Source organism: Rhizobium chutanense, assembly GCF_002531935.1.
GTDB lineage: Bacteria > Pseudomonadota > Alphaproteobacteria > Rhizobiales > Rhizobiaceae > Rhizobium > Rhizobium chutanense.
Genome location: NZ_NWSV01000003.1, coordinates 99,503 through 117,823 on the forward strand (window position 1 = coordinate 99,503; position 18,321 = coordinate 117,823).

16 protein-coding genes and 2 pseudogenes are annotated in these 18,321 nt (G+C 61.3%); 10 read left to right on the forward strand and 8 right to left on the reverse strand.

Annotated features, from left to right (window positions below; all coding sequences use genetic code 11):
• Nucleotide 1 precedes the first annotated feature (1 nt).
• A complete protein-coding gene (locus CO666_RS05500) occupies nucleotides 2–1,105 on the reverse strand; it encodes a COX15/CtaA family protein (RefSeq protein WP_097611106.1) in 1,104 nt (367 codons plus the stop codon).
• 115 nt (nucleotides 1,106–1,220) lie between these two features.
• Here CO666_RS05500 and CO666_RS05505 point away from each other — a divergent pair, with 115 nt between their 5' ends.
• Both CO666_RS05505 and CO666_RS05510 read left to right on the forward strand, forming a co-directional pair.
• Entirely contained in the window at nucleotides 1,221–1,430 is a 210-nt protein-coding gene (locus tag CO666_RS05505; RefSeq protein WP_097611107.1) for a DUF2842 domain-containing protein, read from the forward strand.
• A gap of 224 nt (nucleotides 1,431–1,654) precedes the next feature.
• Nucleotides 1,655–2,896, forward strand: a complete 1,242-nt coding sequence (locus tag CO666_RS05510) for a GNAT family N-acetyltransferase (protein ID WP_097611108.1) — start codon at nucleotides 1,655–1,657, stop codon at nucleotides 2,894–2,896.
• Nucleotides 2,897–2,900: 4 nt separating this feature from the next.
• On the opposite strand, the gene CO666_RS05515 is transcribed toward CO666_RS05510, so the two are convergent.
• A complete protein-coding gene (locus CO666_RS05515; protein ID WP_097611109.1) occupies nucleotides 2,901–5,069 on the reverse strand; it encodes a GumC family protein in 2,169 nt (722 codons plus the stop codon).
• A 190-nt stretch (nucleotides 5,070–5,259) separates the two neighbouring features.
• On the opposite strand from CO666_RS05515, the gene CO666_RS05520 reads away from it, so the two are divergent.
• The 4 genes and pseudogenes from CO666_RS05520 to CO666_RS05535 all read left to right on the forward strand — a co-directional run bounded on the left by CO666_RS05520 (nucleotide 5,260) and on the right by CO666_RS05535 (nucleotide 9,857).
• Entirely contained in the window at nucleotides 5,260–5,835 is a 576-nt protein-coding gene (locus tag CO666_RS05520; protein ID WP_010066330.1) for a polysaccharide biosynthesis/export family protein, read from the forward strand.
• 3 nt (nucleotides 5,836–5,838) lie between these two features.
• Nucleotides 5,839–7,009: pseudogene (locus CO666_RS05525) on the forward strand (glycosyltransferase family 4 protein).
• A 56-nt stretch (nucleotides 7,010–7,065) separates the two neighbouring features.
• Nucleotides 7,066–8,628, forward strand: coding sequence for an undecaprenyl-phosphate glucose phosphotransferase (locus tag CO666_RS05530; protein ID WP_097611110.1), 1,563 nt, complete (start codon nucleotides 7,066–7,068; stop codon nucleotides 8,626–8,628).
• On the forward strand, nucleotides 8,625–9,857 hold the full coding sequence (locus CO666_RS05535; RefSeq protein ID WP_097611111.1) for an O-antigen ligase family protein: 1,233 nt from the start codon (nucleotides 8,625–8,627) through the stop codon (nucleotides 9,855–9,857). Before CO666_RS05530 ends, CO666_RS05535 begins: the two co-directional genes overlap by 4 nt.
• A 19-nt stretch (nucleotides 9,858–9,876) precedes the next feature.
• Here CO666_RS05535 and CO666_RS05540 read toward each other — a convergent pair whose 3' ends face one another.
• The 3 genes from CO666_RS05540 to CO666_RS05550 all read right to left on the reverse strand — a co-directional run bounded on the left by CO666_RS05540 (nucleotide 9,877) and on the right by CO666_RS05550 (nucleotide 13,064).
• Nucleotides 9,877–10,710 (reverse strand): carbohydrate ABC transporter permease, encoded by an 834-nt coding sequence (locus CO666_RS05540; RefSeq protein WP_097611112.1) that lies wholly within the window; start codon nucleotides 10,708–10,710, stop codon nucleotides 9,877–9,879.
• A complete protein-coding gene (locus CO666_RS05545) occupies nucleotides 10,710–11,603 on the reverse strand; it encodes a carbohydrate ABC transporter permease (protein WP_097611400.1) in 894 nt (297 codons plus the stop codon). The genes CO666_RS05540 and CO666_RS05545 overlap by 1 nt, the downstream gene beginning before the upstream one ends.
• 126 nt (nucleotides 11,604–11,729) lie before the next feature.
• On the reverse strand, nucleotides 11,730–13,064 hold the full coding sequence (locus tag CO666_RS05550; RefSeq protein WP_097611113.1) for an extracellular solute-binding protein: 1,335 nt from the start codon (nucleotides 13,062–13,064) through the stop codon (nucleotides 11,730–11,732).
• Between the two features lie 178 nt (nucleotides 13,065–13,242).
• Between CO666_RS05550 and CO666_RS05555 the strand changes: the two genes are divergently transcribed.
• Complete coding sequence (locus CO666_RS05555; protein WP_097611114.1) at nucleotides 13,243–13,857, forward strand: GNAT family N-acetyltransferase; 615 nt, start codon at nucleotides 13,243–13,245, stop codon at nucleotides 13,855–13,857.
• A 14-nt stretch (nucleotides 13,858–13,871) separates the two neighbouring features.
• On the opposite strand, the gene CO666_RS05560 is transcribed toward CO666_RS05555, so the two are convergent.
• Entirely contained in the window at nucleotides 13,872–15,629 is a 1,758-nt protein-coding gene (locus CO666_RS05560; RefSeq protein ID WP_097611115.1) for a glucosidase family protein, read from the reverse strand.
• Between the two features lie 199 nt (nucleotides 15,630–15,828).
• On the opposite strand from CO666_RS05560, the gene CO666_RS05565 reads away from it, so the two are divergent.
• Nucleotides 15,829–17,010 (forward strand): ROK family transcriptional regulator, encoded by a 1,182-nt coding sequence (locus CO666_RS05565; RefSeq protein WP_097611116.1) that lies wholly within the window; start codon nucleotides 15,829–15,831, stop codon nucleotides 17,008–17,010.
• Nucleotides 17,011–17,059: 49 nt separating this feature from the next.
• Complete coding sequence (locus CO666_RS05570; RefSeq protein WP_097611117.1) at nucleotides 17,060–17,353, forward strand: helix-turn-helix domain-containing protein; 294 nt, start codon at nucleotides 17,060–17,062, stop codon at nucleotides 17,351–17,353.
• A gap of 89 nt (nucleotides 17,354–17,442) precedes the next feature.
• On the opposite strand, the gene CO666_RS05575 is transcribed toward CO666_RS05570, so the two are convergent.
• Complete coding sequence (locus CO666_RS05575; RefSeq protein ID WP_085736835.1) at nucleotides 17,443–17,655, reverse strand: hypothetical protein; 213 nt, start codon at nucleotides 17,653–17,655, stop codon at nucleotides 17,443–17,445.
• 194 nt (nucleotides 17,656–17,849) lie between these two features.
• Between CO666_RS05575 and CO666_RS34460 the strand changes: the two are divergent.
• Nucleotides 17,850–18,113, forward strand: a pseudogene (locus CO666_RS34460) (DUF982 domain-containing protein).
• On the opposite strand, the gene CO666_RS05585 reads toward CO666_RS34460, so the two are convergent.
• On the reverse strand, nucleotides 18,073–18,288 hold the full coding sequence (locus CO666_RS05585) for a hypothetical protein (protein WP_097611118.1): 216 nt from the start codon (nucleotides 18,286–18,288) through the stop codon (nucleotides 18,073–18,075). The pseudogene CO666_RS34460 and the gene CO666_RS05585 sit on opposite strands and share 41 nt — an antisense overlap.
• Between the last annotated feature and the right edge of the window lie 33 nt (nucleotides 18,289–18,321).

Consider the following 18,321-nt stretch of genomic DNA (forward strand, 5'->3'; position numbering starts at 1 on the left):
GTCAATCGTGCTCGGCGATCATCGTGCCGTGGGGGTATTCGCCGTAAAAGCCGCGCCAATTGGCGACAGCGAAACCGAAAACCACCAGGGCGCCGGCCTGATGCAGCAGACCCCAGTGAAGCGGCACCTGCATCAGCAGCGTGGCGATGCCGATCGCCGCCTGCAGCGTCACCAGCGCAAAGAGCAGCACGGCGCGGCGTGCGTGGGTGGTCCAGGGTGCGGCGCGAAGCGCAATCACCATGTTGATCAAGGTCAGCGCGAAGAGCGTATAGGCGCCGATGCGATGAATGAACTGCACCGTCTTCGGGTTCTCGAAGGCATTGATCCAGAAAGGCTGCTGGATCAGCAGATCGGAGGGGATGACGGCGCCGTCCATCAGCGGCCAGGTATTATAGGAAAAGCCGGCGTCGAGCCCGGCCACCAAAGCGCCGAGATAGATCTGGAACAGCGCGAAAACGGCGATCGCGGCGGCAAAACCGCGCGAGCTGCGGGCCGGCGCCGGATCGTTTGAATGGGGCGAGAGACCACGCATGATCCACATGCAGCCGGCAAAGATCAGGCAGGCCATGACCAGATGCGTCGCCAGCCGGTATTGGCTGACATCGGTGCGGACCGACAGGCCCGAGGACACCATCCACCAGCCGATAAAGCCCTGCAGGCCGCCAAGCGCCAGAATGCCGACCAGCGGCCAGCGCAGGCGCTTTTCGATCCGCCCGGTCAGCCAGAAATAGAGGAGCGGCAGCGCAAAAATCACGCCGATGCCGCGGGCGATCAGCCGGTGCGCCCATTCCCACCAGAAGATGCCCTTGAACTCGTCGACGGTCATGGAACTGTTCAATTGCTGAAATTCGGGAATACGCTGGTAGAGGCGGAATTCCTCCTCCCATTCGGCAGCCGAGAGCGGCGGGATGACGCCGTGGATCGGCTTCCATTCGGTGATCGACAGGCCGGAATTGGTCAGCCGCGTCGCGCCGCCGACGAGCACGAGACAGAAGAGCGCCAAAAGCACGAAACCAAGCCAGAAGCGCAAGGCGCGGCGGTTGCGGTTCTGCTTGCGCACTTCGCTCAGGATCGCCTGTTCCGTGGTCAGGTTTGCGACGGCCATGATGTCTCCTTCTATCCGGCAGTTGATTTGCCCCACCGGCTCATGCAAAACAAGCCCCGAACCTTTGCGGCATGCCGTCGCGCCGGTTCGTCCCGCCCCTGCCGAGAGATAAGCAATGCCCATCCGCCTCCGCAAATTCATCGGCACGATCCTGATCATCGTGCTCGTGCTCGCCTACGCGCTGGTGGCGAATACGATCGCGGTGGCAACGCTCGGCAACGCGCCCTGGTGGGGCCACCTGCTCTATTTCCTGCTGACCGGCCTGCTCTGGGTGCTGCCGGCAATGGTGATCATCAAATGGATGGCCGGGCCGCGGCAGCGCTAAAGCGCGTCGCGATCTTTCAGATTCGCTTGTCGCGCTTTAGGTCTTTGTTTTTACGCATGTCGTTGTCGCAAAACCGCTGCACACTTTTGCGCGACATGCTTTAGCGCCATTAACGGCCGAATAACCGTGATCGGCGGAAAACCTCGCCCATCGCCTGCGAGTAAACCAAATATACGTCCTGCATTCCTACTTTCCCGTTCAGCATTCTTGACCGGAGAAAACCCGTGCAGACGCAAAAGCTCGATGTTCATGAACAGCCGTCGGAGGACGGGGCGCTGGCCCAAACGGCCATTTCGCGCCTGCGCCAGCTGAGCATGAAACTCGCCATGGCCGAAGTCGATATCAGTGTTTTCGACGCGATGCAGCCGCTGGAGGAGGAATGGCGGGCGCTGGAGCGCGACAATCTCCAGTCACTGCATCAGAGTTATGACTGGTGCGCCGCCTGGGTGAACGCCTTTCAGCGGCCGCTTGCGATCCTCAAAGGCACCTATGCCGGCCAGGCCGCGTTCATTCTGCCGGTCGAGATCGTCAAGTCCCGCGGGTTTTCCGTCGCAAAATTCATCGCCGCCGATCATAGCAACATCAATACCGGCCTGTTCTCGGAAGGCTTTGCCGAAACCGGTGGAACCATCGATCCCGACGACTTCGCAGGCCGGCTCCGGCAGGCGCTGAAGGGCCGCGCCGATCTGCTGCTCTTGCAGAACATTCCGCTGGAATGGCGCGGGCGGCAGAGCCCGCTTGCGGGGCTGCCGATGGTGCAAAACCAGAATCACGCCTACCAGCTGCCGTTCCTCCCCACCTTCGAGGAGACGCTGAAACAGCTCAACGCCAAGAACCGACGCAAGAAATTCCGTATTCAGTCGAAGCGCCTCGAGGCGGCCGGCGGCTTCGAATACCTTATCCCCGAGACATCGGAAGAACAGCACGGCCTGCTCGATATTTTCTTCCGGCTGAAGAGCGCCCGCTTCGCCAGCCTCGGCCTGCCCGACGTTTTCGCCGACAAGGAGACCCAAGCCTTCCTGCACGGCCTTATCGACAAACGAGATGATGCCAGCCGATATTTTGGGCTGCAGATGCATGTGCTGCGGCTCAAGGGCGAAAATCAGGGTCGCATCGCCGCGATTTCAGGGATTTCACGCAAGGGCGACCACATCATCTGCCAATTCGGCGCGATCGACGAAGAACTGGTGCCGGATACGAGCCCCGGCGAATTCCTCTATTGGCAGACCATCTCGGGACTGCATGACAAGGGTATCGCGCTGTTCGATTTCGGCCTCGGCGACCAGACCTACAAGCGTTCCTGGGCGCCTGTGGAGACGGCGCATTACGACGTGGTGCTGCCGGTCTCGCCGTTCGGCGTCGCCGCCGGCGCGGCGCACCGGATCGTCACCCGCGGCAAGGCGCATATCAAGGCGCGCCCCAAGCTCTACAAATTCGCCCAGAGCATCCGGGCACGGATCGGCTGACCGTTCAGGCGGCCCGGCCAAGCCTCTGCTCCGCCCCGTCGCCGCCCGACATCAGCACGACGCGTTCGTAGCCCGCAGCCTGGAATTCCGTCATCAGCGCCACGAAAATGGTCTCCTCGAGCTCAGGCAGCGAGAGGATGATCTCGACATCCCGGCTGCGCGTCAGCCGCGAGACGCCGGCGACATCGGCCGAACCGCATTCGACCACCACGAGGTCATAGGCGGCGGCGAGCGCATCGAGTAGCAGCGACAGCCGGTCGACACCGCGCATCGCGCGGCGCACGTCGCTCCGGCCCTGCGGAATGAGGTGGGCATCGGACAGGCGGTCGCCGTGGATGGTGTCGCCGAAGGCGGCCTCGCCACACAACAGATCGGTGACGCCAGGAGCGCCCTGATCCTCGGCCATCAGTTCTGTGGGGAAACCGGAACCGGTCATGTCGATCAGAATGACACGGTGGCCGGCGTCGGCGAGCATGCGGGTCAGCGAAACCGTCGCCGCCGAACCATCGTCACCGGTCGGAGATATCGCAATGGCCAGCGGCGCGCGGCTGTCGCTGAGATAGTCCGCAACCGAGGCGATGGAGAATTCATTGTCGTCCTCGGCTGCCTCGTCAGCAGCCGTCACGTCCTCGACCCTATGCTCTTCGTCAGCGACCACCGCGAGCATGCTCGGCTGGACGGGCTTTCTGGCGATTGCGGCGATCGGCGCGGCCTGCGGAACATCCGTCTCCTCGGCGACCGCTTCCGCCTCGACTGCTTCAGGAGACGCATCGACGGGGCGGAGCGCCCGGCCGCTGAAGAGTTCGGCGAGCATGGTGATAATGGCGCTCATGATCAGCGTCGCGACGGCAGCAACGACGACAATCGGCACCACCTTCGGGAAATAGGGATCGACCGGCTCGATCGCCTTGGAAACGATCCGAGCATCCGCCGGGCTGGAATTGCTATCGGCGCGGGACGCGGCCTCGCGGTAGCGCACCAGATAGGTTTCGAGCAGCTGGCGCTGGGCGGTCGCCTCGCGCTCCAGCGCATTGAGACCAACCTCGTCTTCACCGGCGCGGGCGCTGTTGGCCTGCACCGTGGCCGACTGGCGCTCGAGCTCGCTGGCGCGCAGATCCGCGACCTTGGACTCGTTTTCGATGCTCGCCAGGATCTTCTGCGTCTCCTGGCGGATCTGGCCCCGGATATCGGAAAGCTGGGCACGCAGGCTTTTCAGCCTGGGATGACTGTTGAGAAGGCTGGTCTGCAGATCGGATATTTGCGACTGCAGGCCGGATTCCGTCGCCTTCAGCCGCTGGATCGCCTGGGAGGACATGATGTCTGGCAGCGTATCGGAGGCCTCGCCCGAAGACAGCGCATTGCGCACGGCCTGCGCCCTCGCCTCGGCATTGGCCTTGTCGCCGCGCACGCGGGTCAGCTCGGCGGAGATATCGTTCAGCTGCTGGGCCGGAAAGGTGGTCGTGCCGTTCGTCTGCAGCAGCCCGTGCGAGGTGCGGTATTCGGCGACCTTCTTCTCGGCTTCGCTGACCTTGCGGCGCAGGCCCTCGATCTCCGGCTCCAGCCAACGTGTCGCTTCGGAATTGGAATCGAGCTTGGCGCCGCTCTGGGTCGACAGATAGACATTCGCCATGGCGTTCGGAATGGCGGCGGCGAGCTTCGGATCCTTCGAGGTGAAACTGATGCCGATGACGCGCGACCCCGGCACCTGGTAGACCTGCAGGCGTTCGACGAAGGCGTCGATCACCCGCTCTTCCGGCGGATTTTCCAGCGGGTTCTTCTTCAGATGCAGCTTCACCAGGATGCTGGCCATCGCCGAGCCGTTGGCGGCATCGTCGAATTCCGGCAGGTTATAAAGCTTCAGGTCGTTGATGACCTTCTTCAAGAGATCGGCCGATTGCAGCAGCTGCACCTGGCTGGCGATATTCAGTTCGTCCATCAGCGGACCGGCGCCGGCGTCGTTGACCTGCTGGGTGCTGGCAAAGGCCGGCGCACGCGGTTCGATCAGGACGCGGGTTTCACTGCGATATTGCGGCGACATGATCTTGGCGCCGGCAAAGGCGACGCCCGCCCCCACGAGAGTAATCGTCAAAATCCTGAGCCGCCGCGCCCAGACGGCGCGGACCAACTGGCCGAGGTCGATGTCCACATCCTGATCACGCACTACGCCGGACATGCTCTTACTCCACAACAAAGGTGCCGCAAGCGTAAACGACCATGGTAACTCAACGGTTAATGGCAATCTTGCAGAGTAATGAGCAACGCCGGTGAAGGAACGCGGGAAATTGCAAGCGGCCTTTACCGGGCATTAACCCTAACGGATCGATAACGGCTCTACCAAGTTCATTTTCTGTGAGCACGAACGGATGTCTGTCGTCCAGCCCAAGATTCTTCTGGCCCTGAGCCTTGCAGCCATGACGGCGGCATTGGGCGGCTGCACGACGTATAAGCCGGCGCCGAAGGCCTTTAACGAGGCGACCATCCAGCCCTATACGCTCGACAGCGGCGATCGGTTGCGCGTGACCGTTTTTGACCAGCAGAGCCTGACCAACACCTATACGGTGGATCAGGCCGGTTATATCGCCTTCCCGCTCATCGGCCAGGTCCCTGCCCGCGGCCGGACCCTGCAGCAACTCTCGGGGCAGATTGCCCAGAAACTGCAGCAGGGTTATCTTCGCGACCCCGACGTCACCATCGATGTCGATCGCTACCGTTCGATCTTCCTCATGGGTGAAGTCGGCCAGCCCGGCCAGTATGCCTATGTCCCCGGCATGACGGTGCAGAATGCCATCGCGGTTGCCGGCGGCTTTACCAGCCGCGCCAACCAGAACATGGTCGACGTTACCCGCAAGATCAACGGACAGGTGCTGACCGGCCGCATCAACATATCGGGGCCGATCATCGCCGGCGACACGATCTACGTCCGCGAACGGCTCTTTTGAGCGATGACAGAACAGCAGCCGCTCCGCATCCTCCATTGCTTCAGGTCGCCGGTCGGCGGGATCTTCCGCCATGTCCGCGACCTCGTCGAGGAGCACAGCAAGGCCGGCCACGACATCGGCATCCTCTGCGACAGCTCGACCGGCGGCGAGTACGAGGACAGCCTGTTCGACGATATAAGACCCTATCTCTCGCTCGGCCTGACACGCGTGCCGATCCGGCGCTCGATCAGCCCGTCCGACATTGCGACGATGTGGGATACATATAAGAAAATCAAAAGTTTGCGGCCGGATGTGCTGCACGGACACGGCGCCAAGGGCGGCGTGCTCGCGCGACTTGCCGGCTCAGCCCTGCGGGTGAACAGGTATCGCGTAGCCCGCCTCTATACCGCGCATGGCGGAAGCCTGCATTATTCGCGCTCCTCGCTTGGTGGACAGTTCGTCCTCAGGATGGAGCGCCTGCAGGAATATTTCACCGATGCGCTGGTCTTCATCTGCGAATATGAGCGCGACACCTATACGCGCAAGGTGGGCAGACCGCGGACGAAGACGAAACTGATCTATAACGGCATCGGCGAGCGCGATTTCGAGCCGATCCCCACCCGCTCGGATGCCGTACATTTCATCTATGTCGGAATGCTCCGGGACCTCAAGGGTCCCGATCTGTTTGTCGATGCCTTTGCCAAGACCGAGCGGCTGCTCGGCAGGCCGCTGTCGGCGCTGATGATCGGCGACGGGCCGGATCGCGACCGCTACCGCGAGATGATGGTCGAACGCGGCCTCGGCAAGCGCATCGGCATGCTGCCGGCGATGCGCGTCCACGAAGCTTTCGCCATGGCGCAGAACCTCGTCGTTCCCTCGCGCGCCGAAGCCATGCCCTATATCGTGCTCGAGGGGCTCGGCGCCGGCAAGACGATCATCGCCAGCCGTGTCGGCGGCATTCCCGAGGTGCTCGGCCCAGACAGCGCCGCACTTGTCGAGGCCGGCAATTCCGACGACCTCGCCCGCGTCATGGCGGAAACACTGAGCACACCCGACTGGCACGCCAGGACGATGCCGAAGCCGGAAGCGGTGAAGGCGGTGTTTTCCTCCGCCGTCATGGCGCGCGATGTCTTGAAATTATACCATGAGCTCGTCGATCCCGCACGCCGGTCAGGCAACGCCCGCCGCCTCGTAAATATTTCTTAGGGGCTTTCTGGTACTTCGCTTGCTGACAACGAGCGAAAAGCCCCCATGAACAAGCTGGAAAAAGGCGATCAATTCGACGTGGAAGCCCTGCGCAGGCAGGTCTCCGACATCGAGGCGCGCGGTGACGCGGGTCAGGAAAGACCTTCCGATCCCACAGAAATCAATCCCTTTGCCCGGCAGATCGCCGAACAGTTCCGCGATGGGACCAATTCGCCTGTCATCATCATCGGGCAATTGCGGCTGCTGGAATTCCTCGCGCTCTTTTCGATTGCCCTGATCACCCACTTTTTCTGGTCCGGCGACGGCAACGATTCCACGCTGATGCGGGCAGGCATGGCGGCGATCGCTGCGGCCTTGACCGTCATCGGCCTGCAGCTTGCCGATGCCTACACCATTCCGGCACTTCGTGCGAAGCTGCGGCTGATACCGCGCATTCTGGCGTCGTGGACGATCGCACTTCTTCTGACCGTCGGCCTGTTCGCGCTCGTTCGCGGCACCACATGGGCAATGGTCGATGCCTATACCCCCTGGTTCGTCGCGGGCGCGCTCTTCCTTGCGGCCGAACGCTTCCTCGTCGCCTACGGCATCCGCAACTGGGCGCGCAACGGCATCATGGAGCGGCGCGCCGTCATCGTCGGCGGCGGCGAGCCGGCCAAGGAGCTGATCCGTATCCTCGAACAGCAGGATGACAACGACATCCGCATCTGCGGCATCTTCGACGATCGCGGCGAAAAGCGCTCGCCGATCATGGTTGCCGGTTATCCGAAGCTCGGCACGGTCGCCGAACTCGTCGAATTCGTGCGGCTGACGCGCATCGACATGCTGATCATCGCCCTGCCGCTTTCGGCCGAGGCGCGTATCTACGACCTTTTGAAGAAACTCTGGGTTCTGCCGGTCGATATCCGCCTTGCCGCGCATGCCAACCGGCTGCGCTTCCGGCCGCGCGCCTATTCGCATGTCGGCTCGGTGCCGATGCTCGACATTTTCAAGAAGCCGATCCGCGACTGGGATTCCGTCGCCAAACGCGGCTTCGATATTTTCTTCACCCTTGTCGCGCTGGCGCTGCTCTGGCCGGTGATGGTGGCGACGGCGATCGCCATCAAGGCAACCTCCGAAGGCCCTGTTTTCTTCATGCAGAAGCGGCATGGCTTCAACAACGAAGTCATCAACGTCTTCAAGTTCCGCTCGATGTACACCAACATGGCCGACCCCACCGGCAAGGCCGCGGTGACCAAGGCCGATCCGCGTGTCACCCGCGTCGGCCGTATCATCCGCAAGAGCTCGATCGACGAATTGCCACAGCTTTTCAATGTGCTGAGGGGCGAACTCTCGCTGGTTGGCCCGCGCCCGCATGCCGTTCTCGCCCAGGCCCGCGATCGTGCCTTTTCCGATGTCGTCGAGGGATATTTCGCCCGTCACCGCGTCAAGCCCGGCGTCACCGGCTGGGCGCAGATCAACGGCTGGCGCGGCGAAGTGGACAATGACGAGAAGATCAAGTTCCGCACCGCCTACGACCTCTATTACATCGAGAACTGGTCGCTCTGGTTCGATCTGAAAATCCTGTTCCTGACGCCGATCCGGCTGCTCAACACGGAAAACGCCTATTGAGCGCGATCGAGGCGACATATCCCCGTGTCGCCCAACCGCAGCGGATGACGCTGCGCCTGATCGGCTCGGCCTTCGTCGCCTTCGGCGTCTTCCTCTCCGGTTTCGTGATCGACGAGCCGGCGCCCTATGAACTCTGGATGGCGGGGCTGATCGGCCTCTGGTTCATCCTCGGCCTCAAGATCTCCCGCGGCGTGGCGCCGCTGCTTGCCCTGCTACTGACCTTCAACATCGGCGGCATGCTGTCGCTGACGCAGATGAAGGATCTGGCGACGGGGCCGATGTATATTGCGGTTTCGACCTTCCTGGCGCTGACGGCGGTCTTCTACGCAGCGATCATCGAGGACAGTCACAAGCGGCTGCCGCTGATCTTCAATGCCTGGGCTTTTGCTGCCGTCGCCACATCGGCGCTGGGGATACTCGGTTATTTCCACGCCTTTCCCGGCGCGGAAATCTTCACGCTCTACGACCGCGCCAAGGGCGCCTTCCAGGACCCGAACGTCTTCGGTCCCTTCCTGGTGCCGCCGTCACTCTATCTCGTCCACGGCATCCTGGTCGGCGACCTGAGGAAATCGCCGCTGAAGGCCGCCGCCCTGCTCGTGCTGGCGCTCGGCATCTTCCTCTCTTTTTCCCGCGCCGCCTGGGGGCTCTTCGCCCTCGGCGTGGGGCTGCTGATTTTCATCATGCTGCTGAAGGAGCGCAGCGGCGCCTTTCGCCTGCGGGTGCTGGTCCTGTCGCTGGCGGCGATCATCATGCTGGTCGCCTCGCTGCTGGTGGCGCTGCAGATCCCCAAGGTCGCCGAACTGTTTTCGACACGCGCCCAGCTGGTGCAGCAATATGACGGCGAGCATCTCGGCCGCTTCGAGCGCCACCGGATCGGCTTCACCATGATGATGGAGCGCCCGCTCGGCATCGGCCCGCTGGTGTTCGGCACGATGTTTCCCGAGGACGAGCACAATATCTGGCTGAAATCGCTGACGACCTACGGCTGGCTCGGCTTCGTCAGTTATGTCGGCATGCTCGCCTGGACGCTGGCGCTCGGCTTCCGATACCTGCTGCTCGACCGGCCGTGGCAGCCCTTTCTGATGATCGCCTGGATCTCGGTGCTCGGCCATGCGACGATCGGCAACGTCATCGATATCGACCACTGGCGCCACGTCTATCTGCTGCTCGGCACGGTCTGGGGCTGTGCGGCGTTGGAAGTGCGCCACAAGCGCGGCCGCAGGCCATAGCTTCCAAGCGCGTGCCTGTCTATTTCGTCGCGCCTGCCGTCAAGCCGGCAATAAACCGCCGCTGGAAAACCAGATAGGTCAGAATGAGCGGGAAAATCACGATCACCGCGCCGGCGGTCAGAACCGGCGTGTTGACGGTGTAGCGTCCCTGGAAAAACAGCATGCCGAGGGGCAGCGTCCGATAGGCGTCGTCATTGACCAGAATGAACGGAATGAGAAACTCGTTCCAGGTCCAGATGAACAGGAAAAGCGCCAGCGTCGACATTGCCGGTATCATCAGCGGGATAACGATCTTGCGCAGGATATAGAAGCGTCCGGCGCCATCGAGGACCGCCGCTTCGAGAACTTCCTCCGGCAATTGCTGCATCGCGCTGGCGAGGAAGATCGTCGAGAATGGGATCGACATCGCAATCTGCGGCACGATGAGAGCCGCATAGGTATTGATCAGCCCGAGATACCGCATTTCATAATAAAGCGGGATGATGAAGGCCTCCGCCGGCACCATCATGCCAAGCGTCAGAATGGCGAACAGCGTGCGCCGGAACGGAAACGACAGGTAGGCGAAGGCAAAGCCCGTGAGCAGGCCGAGAAAGACGCTGGCGGCAACGACGGGTATGACAACGGTGATCGAATTCCAGAAGTAGATGTTGAAATGCCCGGCATTCCAAGCGTCGACGTAATTTTCGAAATGCGGATAGGCCGGCAAGGCGAATGCGCCCCTGAGAACGTCAGGCTTGCTCTTTATCGACGTCAGCAGCAGAAGCAGGAACGGCGTGATCGTGACGAAAGCAAGAAGCCAGAGGACAATGCGAAGGAATAAACTGGCGGCGGGGATGTTGGACGAACGGCTCATCAAGCCAATCCTTTACTTTTTGAGCCCACCAGCCGGTGAATTGCAAAGTTGATTGCGAAGGTCAGCAACGCGCCGACAATGGCGATGGCGGCTGCGGCGCCGAACCGATTGAGCTCGAAGCCGAGCTGATACATGTAGATATTCGGCACCAGCGTCGCATTGGCGGGTCCGCCGCGGGTCATTGTGAAAATCAGGTCGAAGCTTTTGATCGACGCGATAACAGTCAACAGCAAAACCACCCTTATCTCGGGCATGAGAAGCGGCAGCGTTATCCAGAAGAAGGTCTTTCGCGCCGAAGCGCCGTCGACCTTGGCAGCGTCGAAAAGAGACGGGTCGATGCGCTGAATTCCGGTGAGGAAGATGACCATGCAAAAACCGAAGAAATACCAAGTCGCAACGATCCCGACCGCGGGAAGCACGAAATTGAAATCTCCGAGCCAGGGTAATGCGAAGCTGCCCAATCCGACGGCTCTCAGAAACTGGTTGAACGGGCCGAATGCAGGATTGTAGAGCCATGCCCAGATGATGCCCAACACGGCGGTCGGCATGATGTAGGGCAGGAACAGGAATGTCCGAAGGGCGAGCTGTTCGCGTTGCTTCAAATTCCAGACGCAGGCAGCAAGCGTGATGCCGAGTACGAGCGGCAGGACGCAGTAGAAGATCATCAGCTCGGCATTGTTGCGCAAGGCAATGTAAAAACGACTGTCGGAAAAGAGATCGGCGTAATTGCCGAGGCCCACCCATCTGGGCATGGTCAAGCCGTCCCAGCTGGTCAGGCTCAAACCCAAAGCCGCGATAATCGGTCCAAAGACAAAAGCCGCGTAGAGCAGCAATCCGGGCAATAGATAGATAAAATTGGTATGCTGCGAGCCGTCAAGTGCGGAGCGTTTCATCCAGTACTCCATGAAGCCAAAGCTCTGGTCGTCGCGCGGCAAGCCAGAGCTCTCAGCGCTCTTTCAGGATCGACAAGACGCAGGCCACGACCGCCGGGCGGGCGGTCATGACCAGCGCCCGCGCTGTTATTTCTTGTCCTTCAGATAGGCCTGATAATCCTTGTCCATGGCATCGACAAAGGCTTCGGGCGTGATCTTGCCTGACAGAAGAAGTGGCGTGTTGTCGTCGATCGTCTTCAGCATCGTCGGGCTGGACCAATCGGGGTAATGGCCGAGCGCGTCATTGGCGTTGAGCGTCTTCCACATCTCGATGCCTGAGGTCAGGAGCGGCGTGAGCTTGGGCTTTGCATCAGCCGGCAGCGATGTTGCGGGAAGATAACCGGCAGCGGCCCAGCTTTCAGCGGCCTTTTCCGAAACCATATAGTCGATGTATTCGCCGGCAAGATCCTGCTTTGCCTTGTCTTTGGCCAGGCTCGTGATCGCCCAGGCAAGATCGACGCCGCCGACACTCATGGGCTTGGAAACGCCCTTCGGAGCGGGAATGGCCATGAAGCCGATATCCGGATTATTTTGCATGTCACCGAAGTACCAGGTCCCGGAAATCAGGAATGCGCCCTGCCCCGATATGAAAAGCTGGACGGCGTCGTCACCGGAGATGCCCTCGAAGCCGGGGTAGAAATAGCCGCCTTGCGCCCATTTCTGCACGAGTTTGGCCGATTCGATGTTGCCCTTGGTGTTCCACGAGCCGCCCTTGCCGTAGATCAGGTCGTCAAGCTCGGCGCGATTGGCCGCGTCGATATGTGCCTGATCGATGGCGCCGATCATATGCAGGGCCAGATGCTGTTTTGCCGAGCCCATCATGAAGGGCGCCACGCCTTTTTCCTTCAGCTTGTCGAGATCGGCCAAGAGCTCCTCGAAGGTCTTCGGCAGCGCCACGCCGGCGTCGTCGAGGATCTTCTTGTTGTAATAGAGACCGACGATCTCGCCGAGGCCCGAGATGCCGTAGGTCTTGCCGACCCCGAATTTCGGTCCGTCCCAGCGATCCCGGGCAAGCACGGAATCCGACTGCCGCTTATCCCAGCCATATTTCTTGATGTACTCGTCGACCGGGAGGAGCAAGCCTTCCTTGACCATCGCGCCCATGTCGCCGGCGCCCTGGTTGACCTTGGTGATGACAGGGCCATCGCCTGCCGAAACCGCAAGCTTCAGCGTCAGCTTCATGTCGTCGAAGGTGCGGGCGGTACGTTTGATCGTTACACCGGGATGCGCGGCTTCGAACTCCTTGTTCAGTTGCTCGATGACGGCGCTCTGGCCTTCGAAGGTCTGGTCGTCCCACACGGCCAGGTCGTCGGCGCGGGCGGCGGAAAGGCCGAAACTCATAAGCGCCGCGCCAGCAAGCGCGACAGCGGCTTTCAATCGGTATGCCGGCAGTATGCTGATCGATTTCACGGTTCTTTTCATCTGCTCCACCTCATTTGGTTTATTCTCCACTCCCCCGTCCGAACCTTGCCCCTGGCACCGGCCGAACGTTTCCTTGCCCAGGCCTTTGCCGGGCCCGCGAATCTGAGGTAATCGTCAACGCATTGAGTCTCTCTCGCGACCTATGACGACAAAGCGCCACGCAGGAGGTGGCAAAGCGATGGACACCGACTGCTTCATCCGCCCGGCGATTGAAGCCGATACCGAAGCTCTTTTCGACATCTGCCTGAAAACCGCCAACGGCGGCGAGGATGCCAGCGCGCTTTACAGCGACCCGCATCTGCCCGGTTACATCTGGTCGGTCCCCTATCTCAAATTTGCCAGAGACTTTGCCTTCATTCTCGTTGAGGGCGACCGGCCGGTCGGTTATGTCGTGGGCGCGCCCGATACCAGCGGATTCGACAAAGACCTGGCCGCAAACTGGTGGCCGTTCGTGCGCCAGCAGATCGCCGGATTGACGCCTACCCGTGCGCGCGATGCCGACGTGGTGGAACGCATTCAAAATCCGCGCAGCGGAACGACCTGGCTTCAAGACGATTACCCGGCGCATCTTCACATCAACATTCTTCCCGGTCTTCAGGCAGGCGGCTGGGGACGCAGGATGATCAGCACCGAGCTTCAGGCGCTTCGAAAGCACGGGATCAAAGCGGTGCATCTCGGTGTCGACCCGAACAACCAACGCGCCAGAGGTTTTTACCGTCACCTTGGCTTTTCCGAATTCGAGCGTGATGGCTCCGTCGCCTTTGCCATGCGGATCGATCAAGAACCCGGTTGAAGCCGATCGCGCGCTCATGACATTGGCTCCGAATTTGCCGCGTCAAGCCCATATTTTAAAACAACCGCCGCCGGCATGGTACTCCAGCCCTGCAGCAGGGAACCGCGCCCGTAAGGCGGCGAGAAGTATTCCACCGCACCGATCCAGCCATTGTCGAGACAGGTTTGCCACCAGCGCGTCAATGCGTAGCGCGCACCTCCAAGTCCGTGGCGAAGGCGTTCTTCGGCATAGGCGCCCGTCCAATAGGGCCAGTCCGAGCCATTATGGTAGCGGTAGGGAAACGCGGTCTTGGATCGCAGATCGCTTTGCCGCTTGAAGGGCGGATAGGCACACATCACCCCCCAACTGCCATAGGGCTGCTCCTGATTGTGGCGCGTTTCCAGTTTACTTTCAAAAGCTTTCAGCAATCCAACGGCCTTCTGTTGCGAAATCGCTGCAAATCGCGACAAGGTCAGGCTGTCGAGAGCCAGATGATCTTCGACAAAGGCGCCAGGCGTTCCGTAGTCGACATATCCTCCCGTCGCCGGGACGAAGAGTTTAGCCTCGATTTCCTGGCGGGCAAGGCTTGCTGTCCTGCGGGCGCGTTCGGCAAGCTTGGGATCGAGTTCCTCGCCAAGCCTTGCCACCGCGTCCATGGCGCCGACGAAAAGACCCAGATCGTATGAGACCAGGCCCTCACGATAGACGTTGTCGGCCCAGTCCCGGTCGTTGCGTGGCTTCAGCGGCAGAACGCTGTCGGGGCCGGCCAGGCCGAGATAGCGATCGACGATCGCCTTCACGACTGGCCAGTGTCGCTCCACCTCCGCAAAGTCTTTGGTTGCGCCGACATAGTCGCTCAGGAAAAGAACGAAGAAAAGCGGGCTGTCAAAGTGGTCGCTCCACCAATCCTGCGGGCGGTTATGGTACTCCGGAACGGCTCTTTTGTGGGTTTTGGGATTGGCCTTGCTATCGGCGACAAAGTGCTGCCAGGCCTGCGATTGCGCAGGCCCTGTCAAGATTACGCCGCTCGGGGCTTCTCCATCCGGCTGCACGCCCTTGGCCAGCAGCCGGATTTCGTCGCGCACCGCCTCGGGAGCAAGTGTCAGGAGCGGCTGCATCGTCCAATAGCCGTCGCGGTAATAGGTCCGCGCCGGCGCACTATAGGCCTGCCCCGCGGCAAGGCCGGCGAAGGCGCCGTTTTCGTCGCGCCGGATGCTGGAAAGGGCGGCATGGATCCCCTGGCTGACCATGCTGCGCATCAGCGGGTCGGCCTCGGGCGTCAGATCGCACCGCGCCACATATTCGGCGGCTTCGGCAATGATCGCTTCGCTGGCGAGGTTGAGAGCGTTTTCGGCTTCGTCTCTCGAAGCGCCGACGGCAATCCGCAGATCCGGGCCGGGAGCGTCGACAATGAGAACGCCCCAGGCCATTTCGAAACTCTGCCGATGCTGGGTCCGAGTGCGCTTCGCCCTCGCACTTTGTCCATCCGGCTCGTGCCACCAGGCGCAACGACGCGCGGGATAGACACCCTGAAGGCGCACACCGCGGATCAACATCACCGGCAGCGACTGCGCGACAAAGACGCCGCCATGTTTGGAAACCATACGGTTCGGGGCATAGCTATAAGGGCCCCCGATTGCAGAAAATCTCACGCGGCCCAGGCTGCCGGCGCCCCAAAGGGCGAGATCTGCATATCCGTCCGGATGAACATCCGCCTGAAGGCGTGGCGCCATTATCGGCAGTAAAACACCGTCTTCGGCGAAAAGCTGTCCATCAGTCGAGGGCTTTATCATTGGCAATCCCCGCGCGTTGATCCCAGCCTACAGGCGGCCCTCCGTTTGTCAAGGACATAGACAAATCCATGGCCACGGTGTACTGAAAATGCGTACACACGCTCAGATAAAGCCAAGTATGCGCCGTACCGCGATAATGGCCAGCCAATATCGCCCTAATTAAGTATATGCTCCGAACTAATTGGACCGAGCTAGCGGGATGGCAATGACCCCTTCTGTCGCACAGACTCCGATCGCACGAAAAATCTCAACCAATGCCGTGATCCGCACCGTGTTGGCGAGTGGGTCGATTTCCCGCGCCGATATCGCCAAGCTCACCGGCCTATCGAAACAGACGATCTCCGATGTCGTGCGCGACCTCGAGGATGACGGATGGCTGAAAGCGATCGGGCAGACCGATGGTCGCCCCGGCCGCAATGCGATCATCTACGAAATCAATGCCAAAGCGGGCCTGGCCGCCTCCATCGATCTCGGAGGCACCAAGATCGCTGCGGCTATCTGCGATCTCTTAGGAAATGTGGTGGCCGAAACCCAAGTGGCCACCGATCCGCGCGGCGGAATGCATCTCGTCAATCAGTTCAGCGATCTGATCGTCGAACTCGCGGCTGCGGCCGGGACGACTGCCGACAAGCTCCGTCTCGCTGTTCTGGGCAGCCCCGGCGTGCTTGATCCGGCCACCGGCCATATCAATGTGGCGCCGAACATTCCCGGCATCGACGCCATCAATCTGCGCCAGGTCTTCAGCGACAGGATGGGCATACCGGTCATCGTCGAAAATGACGTCAACCTGGCCGCGCAAGGCGAGAGGTGGCGGGGACACGGTGTCGAGACCGGCAATTTTGCTTTCATTGCGCTCGGAACGGGCGTCGGCATGGGCATCATCGCCAACGGTGCCCTGCTGCGCGGCGCGCGGGGCGCGGCCGGCGAGATCGCCTATCTTCCGCTCGGCGGAGATGCTTTCGATCCCGGCGGGTTTACGCTTGGAACCTTTGAGAGCGCGGTCGGCAGCGTCGCAATGCTGCGCCGCTACATCGGTTTCGGCGGGCGCAACGCATCCGCCGTGGCCGAGCTCTTCGCCGCGTTCAATGCAGGAGAGGCCAGTGCTGCGGCCGCGATCGAAGAGACGGCGCGGCTGGTGGCGGTCGCCATTGCGGCCATCGGCGCAACGCTCGATCCCGAGCTGGTGATCACCGGCGGCAGCATCGGCGCAAGACCTGAACTCGTCAACGCCATCCGGAATTTCCTGCCGCGTTGCACGCCCTATCCGCCGCGTATCGAAATCAGCCGCTTCGGAAACCGGGCCGCCCTGATGGGAGGCATGGGGATCGCGGTCGAGCGCATGCATGACGATCTGTTTGGGGTGAAATTGAAGGACGCCTGATCGGCCCGCGCCACTTGAGAACTGCGGTGAATGCGCTAGATTTTCGGTCATGATAACAGCAACACAGATACGCGGCGCACGCGCCATGATCGGGATGAGCATCGAAGAGCTCGCCGCCGCAAGCGGCCTGCCGGTCGAGACCGTAGCGGCGCTGGAGACCGGCGAGTTTGCGGGCGAGCCGCATGCGCTGTTCGATGTGCGCAGCACGCTTGAGGCGCACGGCATCATCTTTCTGTCGAGCGGCAATCAGGATGAAGGCGGCCCCGGCATCCGGTTGCGCGCCCGCACCTCCAGCGACGACGGCATCCGGCCGGAAAACCTCAACGCCGCCAACGACGACTGAACCAACCCGCAATCCGGGCGGTTCAGCAAGCCGCAGGGAACCGCGACGAGCATCGCAAGAACGGTGCCTCGATCGAGCAGAATAGAGTATCAGAGATAGGTCTTTGCAAGATCGGCGAGTTTACCGCTGTCCTTCACGCCCTGCCGGTAGAGCTGAATGATGACCGCACCGATCCGCTCGGCTTCGGGCGTCGTCCTGACGAGGCCGCGCTCGTCGCAAACCTTGTCGAGCACCCCAGACAGCAGATCGAGATCTTCCGAAAACAGCGGTAAATCATGCGGATGGATTGATGATCGTAACATCACGCCGCATTTCCTCCGAGGGCAAACGCATTCACGCTTGCATTGCCGGCCGCCCTCCGCAACCGTCAAAAGCGATTATGCGCGAGGGCTTGAACTTTAGCAACTATGCAAATTCCCCCAAAACAAAATTAGGGAACAAAATTTCGTCTCGCGCGTTTGGGCGGCCTTGGAGGTAGGACCAGCTGATCCGGAGGTTGGGTAAAACACGCCGTCCCTCCTCCGTCCGGGGCTTTTCTCCGGAGAGCTGCTTGATCGTTTCCATCGTCTGGGAAGCCGTCGAATATCTCAAACGATAGCCAGGCAAGCCAAGGCATCACTATCGTCGCGCCGACACTGCCTGAATGCGCTCGACGGGCTGCGCAGCCCGCGCGGCGGGCTTCTTCATGACGGCGAAGACGGCGGGATTGTTGCTGTGGATTAGCCGCGGCGGCCGCCGGCGGCGAACTGGGGGTGTATAAAGCCTTCCGTGATCACCTTGGCGGTAAGCTCGATCACCCGCTCCTCGGCGAGTTCGGCGAGCGCGAGGGCAACATCACCCTCCGACCAGCCGGCTTTGACGGCCTCGTCCGACAGGGCCTGGAACGCACCGGAGAGGGCCTGCCTGCAAGTGAGATTCTGCTTCATATCCACCATGGGTTCGCACTAGGCTATCGTGACCAAGGATAA

Bases quoted from the DNA above. Each gene is read 5' to 3' on its own strand.
- CO666_RS05500 (WP_097611106.1), bottom strand. From the start codon at position 1,105: ATGGCCGTCGCAAACCTGACCACGGAACAGGCGATCCTGAGCGAAGTG.
- CO666_RS05505 (WP_097611107.1), top strand. From the start codon at position 1,221: ATGCCCATCCGCCTCCGCAAATTCATCGGCACGATCCTGATCATCGTG.
- CO666_RS05515 (WP_097611109.1), bottom strand. From the start codon at position 5,069: ATGTCCGGCGTAGTGCGTGATCAGGATGTGGACATCGACCTCGGCCAG.
- CO666_RS05520 (WP_010066330.1), top strand. From the start codon at position 5,260: ATGTCTGTCGTCCAGCCCAAGATTCTTCTGGCCCTGAGCCTTGCAGCC.
- CO666_RS05530 (WP_097611110.1), top strand. From the start codon at position 7,066: ATGAACAAGCTGGAAAAAGGCGATCAATTCGACGTGGAAGCCCTGCGC.
- CO666_RS05540 (WP_097611112.1), bottom strand. From the start codon at position 10,710: ATGAGCCGTTCGTCCAACATCCCCGCCGCCAGTTTATTCCTTCGCATT.
- CO666_RS05545 (WP_097611400.1), bottom strand. From the start codon at position 11,603: ATGAAACGCTCCGCACTTGACGGCTCGCAGCATACCAATTTTATCTAT.
- CO666_RS05550 (WP_097611113.1), bottom strand. From the start codon at position 13,064: ATGAAAAGAACCGTGAAATCGATCAGCATACTGCCGGCATACCGATTG.
- CO666_RS05555 (WP_097611114.1), top strand. From the start codon at position 13,243: ATGGACACCGACTGCTTCATCCGCCCGGCGATTGAAGCCGATACCGAA.
- CO666_RS05560 (WP_097611115.1), bottom strand. From the start codon at position 15,629: ATGATAAAGCCCTCGACTGATGGACAGCTTTTCGCCGAAGACGGTGTT.
- CO666_RS05565 (WP_097611116.1), top strand. From the start codon at position 15,829: ATGGCAATGACCCCTTCTGTCGCACAGACTCCGATCGCACGAAAAATC.
- CO666_RS05570 (WP_097611117.1), top strand. From the start codon at position 17,060: ATGATAACAGCAACACAGATACGCGGCGCACGCGCCATGATCGGGATG.
- CO666_RS05575 (WP_085736835.1), bottom strand. From the start codon at position 17,655: ATGTTACGATCATCAATCCATCCGCATGATTTACCGCTGTTTTCGGAA.
- CO666_RS05585 (WP_097611118.1), bottom strand. From the start codon at position 18,288: ATGGTGGATATGAAGCAGAATCTCACTTGCAGGCAGGCCCTCTCCGGT.